General features: G+C 43.1%; 5 protein-coding genes and 1 pseudogene. 2 read left to right on the forward strand and 4 right to left on the reverse strand.

Annotation, left to right across the window (positions count from 1 at the left end; translation table 11 throughout):
- Positions 1 to 97 precede the first annotated feature (97 nt).
- The 4 genes from FEM33_RS20550 to hxlB all read right to left on the reverse strand — a co-directional run bounded on the left by FEM33_RS20550 (position 98) and on the right by hxlB (position 2,780).
- A complete protein-coding gene (locus tag FEM33_RS20550) occupies positions 98 to 310 on the reverse strand; it encodes a hypothetical protein (protein ID WP_139013873.1) in 213 nt (70 codons plus the stop codon).
- Positions 311 to 458: 148 nt separating this feature from the next.
- The gene (locus FEM33_RS20555; RefSeq protein WP_139013874.1) at positions 459 to 1,355 is read right to left on the reverse strand and encodes a helix-turn-helix domain-containing protein; all 897 of its coding nucleotides are present in this window, start codon (positions 1,353 to 1,355) and stop codon (positions 459 to 461) included.
- A 151-nt stretch (positions 1,356 to 1,506) separates the two neighbouring features.
- Positions 1,507 to 2,148, reverse strand: a complete 642-nt coding sequence (gene hxlA / locus FEM33_RS20560; protein WP_139013875.1) for a 3-hexulose-6-phosphate synthase — start codon at positions 2,146 to 2,148, stop codon at positions 1,507 to 1,509.
- 41 nt (positions 2,149 to 2,189) lie between these two features.
- Positions 2,190 to 2,780, reverse strand: coding sequence for a 6-phospho-3-hexuloisomerase (gene hxlB / locus FEM33_RS20565; protein WP_139013876.1), 591 nt, complete (start codon positions 2,778 to 2,780; stop codon positions 2,190 to 2,192).
- A 201-nt stretch (positions 2,781 to 2,981) separates the two neighbouring features.
- Between hxlB and FEM33_RS20570 the strand changes: the two genes are divergently transcribed.
- Positions 2,982 to 3,860, forward strand: a complete 879-nt coding sequence (locus tag FEM33_RS20570; protein ID WP_139013877.1) for an AraC family transcriptional regulator — start codon at positions 2,982 to 2,984, stop codon at positions 3,858 to 3,860.
- Between the two features lie 90 nt (positions 3,861 to 3,950).
- Positions 3,951 to 4,922: pseudogene (locus FEM33_RS20575) on the forward strand (IS3 family transposase); the annotation flags it as partial.
- Positions 4,923 to 5,069 lie beyond the last annotated feature (147 nt).

Raw genomic sequence — 5,069 nt, forward strand, 5'->3', positions numbered from 1 at the left:
AACCAAGAAAGCTGGCATCCGGCAAGTGCAACGGCGTTTAGCAGCTTTGGATTTAAGTCAAGACGAGTTGATTACTTTGTTTTCAAACAGCTCTTTTTCAAATAGTTAATTGATTGTTGTATAGAAAAGCATTGACAATACCAGCTTCCGCATCTTGTATTCTGATCGCATCCAGTTTGAGTTGACCACTATTGCTTTCAGCTAAAGCAAATAGTTTTTCGACAGTCAGATAAAGACTATCCTGTCCTTGCGCAACATTCAGTACGCAAAAGAAAATGCTTAACAATATCAATACAATTCGTGTCTTCATCGCTGAATTTCCAATGCACAAAATTGCACTTATTTATAGCTCTGAGGAATGGGTAAAAGATGAAATATATATCAAAAAGAAAGATATCAACTTATTATTTAAGCAAATATCGTCGTATAAATATTATTTGCATACCCAAAAGAACGTACTAGGCAGATCCGTTTCTATATTCGGTGGGTGAAAGCAATGTGTATTTTTTAAAGAAACGGCTGAAACGGAATTGATTTTGAAAATGAAGCTGATCGGCAAGGTTGCTGATCGTCAGATTGAGATAGTCCAGCAGTACTTTGGCTTCTAAAATAACCATCTGGATTATAAACCCTCGCGCCGTATGGCCGGTTTTCTGTTTGAGAAGCTGGGACAAATACTTTTCGTGTATACCGAGTTTATCTGCATAAAATGAAACGTTACGCTCGGTCTTGTAATGACTGACTAGCAAGTCGAAAAATTGATGAACAATACTACTGTTTGAAGTGCTTAGTTTTCGCTGCTCTTCATAGCATAAGCCAACCTGGGAAATGACTGCCTGAAATATAGGACGAACTAGCTCCTCATTAACCTTATGGGTGGCATTTTGCCGGATCAAAAGTAAATGTATCAGCTCTATCATCCGGCTGACAATCGTCCGCTCATCCGAACACAGTGAAATTACAGGCTGCACATCACTCTGAAATAATGGAAGCTGGGCAACGCTCTTGGTGTAGTTTCCAGAGGCTAGGATGAAGTCGGCAGAAAACAACAGTGACAAAAAATGTATTGAATTTTCCACCCAGCTTAATTCCCGGATTGCCGAAGGGGGGATAATAAGTAGGTTTCCTTCGTTGAGCGTATGGTTTTGAAGGTTCACCTTGATCTGCATTTCTCCTTTTTCAACCAGGATTATTGAATAATGCGCCGAGCGGAACGGCCGTTTCCAGGAATTATCAAAGAGGTGAACAGACGAATCAAAAACCATCAGACCCGGTAAAGCATCGCCAAGACCCAATGCTCCCCGCAGGTGTGGTATTTCCAGATTGGATGGCAGTGATTTTTCGGGGATCTTCATGGCAATTTTAACTCATTAGAAAACTGTTGTAAATATGGATAAAGTATTCCTTCCTCCTATGCCAGTATTTTGATTTCAGACAAGTGTACATACAAATAATAGCCCGTTCAAACCATTTGGACGGGCTATTATTCAATATAGGTACGAACCTTTATTCAACTAAAACTGCGTCTATCGCTTCACGGAGTTCCTTTGCCGCACGTGCCGGATCTTCTGCGCCATAGATAGCTGCACCTGCAACGGCGACCTGGGCACCTGCTTCAATAACAGCTGTAATGTTGCTCAGGTTTACCCCGCCTGCAATCGAAACCGGGACACCTGCACGGCCAGCTTCATCGATCAAAACCTGAATTGAATAACCGTCAGTCCATTGCTCATCCAGACCAGCGTGCAGTTCCACAAACTCAACGCCTAGTTCTATGACTTCCTGAGCCCTTTTTACACGGTCAGGGTAGCCGATGGTATCAACCACCACGCCTTTACCGTGCGCCTTTGCCGCTTTTAATGCCCCGATAATTGTTGCATTCCCAGCTGCGCCCATTACCGTGACTAAATCGGCCCCGGCTTTGAAAGCAATGTCTGCTTCCAGCTCACCCGCGTCAGCCGTTTTCAGGTCGGCAAAAACCAGTTTGTCTGGATGAGCATTTTTCATTGCTGTGATCACAGTTGATCCCATGTTTTTGATCAGCGGCGTGCCGAGTTCAATGATATCCACGTAAGGGGCAACTTTTGCAGCAAGTGCTAGTGCATCTTCTGTCGTCAATAAGTCTATTGCTACTTGTAATTTGGCCATTTTGAATTGATTGTATTGTACTGTACTGTATTAACTAAATTTTACTCCATGTTGGCATGCCGCTTCCAAAGCGTTTCAGCCGGACAGCCGCCCACTTTCCATAATTCCATAAAAATGGCGTCCCCGATCAGCAGCAAAGCCTGCTCGAAAAGGCTGCCCGCATACTGTTTTGATTTGTTGCCTGCATGATCTTCTTTTTCTGCCGCGGGCAGCAGGATATGTGTATCAGAAATGCCTGCCAGCGTTGATGCCGGATTAGTTGTCATAGCGATTACATTGGCTCCTACCGATTTTGCCTTTTCAGCCGCCCGCACAATAGAGCCCGTAGTTCCCGATCCGGAAGCCACCCACAAAAGATCTTTGGATTGTATGGCTGGCGTGGTGGTATCTCCGACGAAATAAACCTTAAAACCCAAATGCATCAGCCGCATTGCAACCGAGCGCATGGAGTATCCCGACCGCCCCGCCGCATGCAGAAATATCGACTTCGCCTGCTGTATACCTTTTATAAGTGCTCCAAAATCCTGATAATCCAATGCTTCTGACAGCGCATAATTCTCGGCTAGTATTTGTTTTAGATTTCCCTGAATGTCAGTCGAATGAAGTACGCCTTGTTGATGATCCAAATGCATAATTACCTTGTTTTGTCTGGTGACAAAGGTACTTGATCCGGGTTTCGTACAGATTAGACAATCGTCCAGATAAGGTGGACAATCTGGAACATTTGACAGTAAAAGCTCATATCTTTGAACATAAATAAATTACATTTCTGAATAGTCCACCATAATTTCCTGATCGTCCACCAGGGTTCCTTCTGACAGTTTATCTCAAATATGAATACATTGATAAAAGAATCACGTCTTGCAAGCGCAATGATTTACATCCGGAATCTTCGTGATTGTCCGCCAAGCTATCTGAATGATCCTGGCAGAAAAGACTTTTTCGAAATTATTTGGTTAAAAAATGAAGAGCCTTTGCACGATACCAAAAACAATGATTTTGAGATCAAGGGCGATTGGATATACCTGATTCCTCCTTACCGCGTGCACCAGCTCAATAAGGCAGACAAAAACGGAGAGTTGTTATCCTTTAAGAGAGAGGTGCTGGAAGAAGATGACAAAGAATTCTTGCTGGATATCTTTAAAATATTTAACGTTCAGGGCGAGTTTTCCTGTTTAAGGCTCGACAAAGAAGCAGCAGCCGATCTGGGAAGCGTTTTCCAGTTATTAAACACTGAATATCAGAAAACGGCTGACGATCTGGTGATTGTAAAAGCAATACTCAAGGTCTTTCTCTTAAAGCTCATCAAAGTAAAAGAGCAGGAGTTTACCGGTCATGACATTCATCAAAAACGGGTTTACGAGTTCTTAATGCTGCTGGAAAGCAATTATTTGCAGGTGCGTAATACCGATTTTTACGCTGGGAAATTGGGCATCAGCTCCAAGCGACTCAATCAGATACTCAAAGACAAGCTCGATAAAACCGGGATGGAGCTGATTCACGACAGGATTGTTCTCGAAGCAAAAAGGATGATTATTCACAGTGAACAAACTATCAAGGAAATAGCTTACGAACTTGGGTTTTCAGACCGGCCGTATTTCAGCCGGTTCTTTAAGAAGCAAACCGGTCAAACACCTGACGAATTTCAAAAACAGTCTCGCAGTCATCAGAAATTAAAACTCAATACACTATCTGATAGTAGTGCCATTTAGCTGGACTTGACCTCCCCCCGCAAAACTGGACAGTTGATAACTAGAGAAAATCGGGCGATTTTGATAACTTAACCATCAGAAAAATCGCTTATGAAAACAACGAAATTCACGGAAGCGCAGATCATTTTTGCGCTTCGGCAGGCGGATACCGGAGTACCTGTTTCAGAGGTCTGCCGTAAAATGGGAGTCAGCGAGGCGACCTACTATAATTGGAACCGCGGCGGCGAACCGCAAGAAGTATGCTGGTTTAGGTGTGCCGGAACTACGTAAACTCCGGCAACTCGAAGAGGAAAACCAAAAGTTGAAACAGCTTGTAGCCGACCTGAGTTTGGATAAGCAAATGCTACAGGATGTACTCAAAAAAAAGCTTTAAGGCCGGCCCAGAAGCGGGTGCTGGCCGCAAGCTTAATGAAGAACTACCAGGTTGCTACCAGGCGTGCATGTTCAGTTGTTTGCTTACAACGTTCGTGTTGGTACTATAAACCGCATCGCCGCGATGATACAGCAATTCGGCAAAGGATTAAAGAAATCGCCCAAATCAGAATTCGTTATGGTTATCAAAGAATCCATGTTTTACTTAGGCGGGAAGGATGGCGTGACAACCATAAACGGGTATATCGGGTGTATTGCGAAGAAGGCTTGAATCTAAGAACTAAGCGACCAAAACGTAGCAGAGCTGCTTCCCAACGCCTAGATAGGCCATACCTCTCTAGTATTCATCAAAGCTGGAGCATGGATTTCGTAGCAGATCAGCTCTTTGATGGAAGGAAAATTCGGGCTTTAACTGTTGTCGATAACTTTAGTCGGCAATGTCTGGCAATTCACGTTGGACAGTCGCTAAAAGGAGAAGACGTAGTTGCAGTGATGAATCAACTAAAAGTAGTAAATTCAGCAGTTCCTAACCGAATTCAAGTCGACAATGGTGCAGAATTCATATCAAAAGTTTTAGATAAATGGTGTTATGATAACAATGTCACGCTAGACTTTTCCAGACCTGGAAAACCTACGGACAACCCGTTTATAGAGTCTTTTAATGGCAGCTTCAGAGATGAATGTTTGAATGCTTGGAAAATTCGGTGAAATTGGTTCTTCCCCAATTTTGGTGGTATGTATGTGCATTGTAAATTACCATTTAGGCGTTCAGACTTATCATGGATGCCACTTGTCTGATTTTTCCTTCTTCCGCTGAAACATTTAAGGTAACAGCCC

The sequence above is a fragment of the Dyadobacter flavalbus genome (assembly GCF_006149045.1).
GTDB classification, from domain to species: Bacteria; Bacteroidota; Bacteroidia; order Cytophagales; family Spirosomataceae; genus Dyadobacter; species Dyadobacter flavalbus.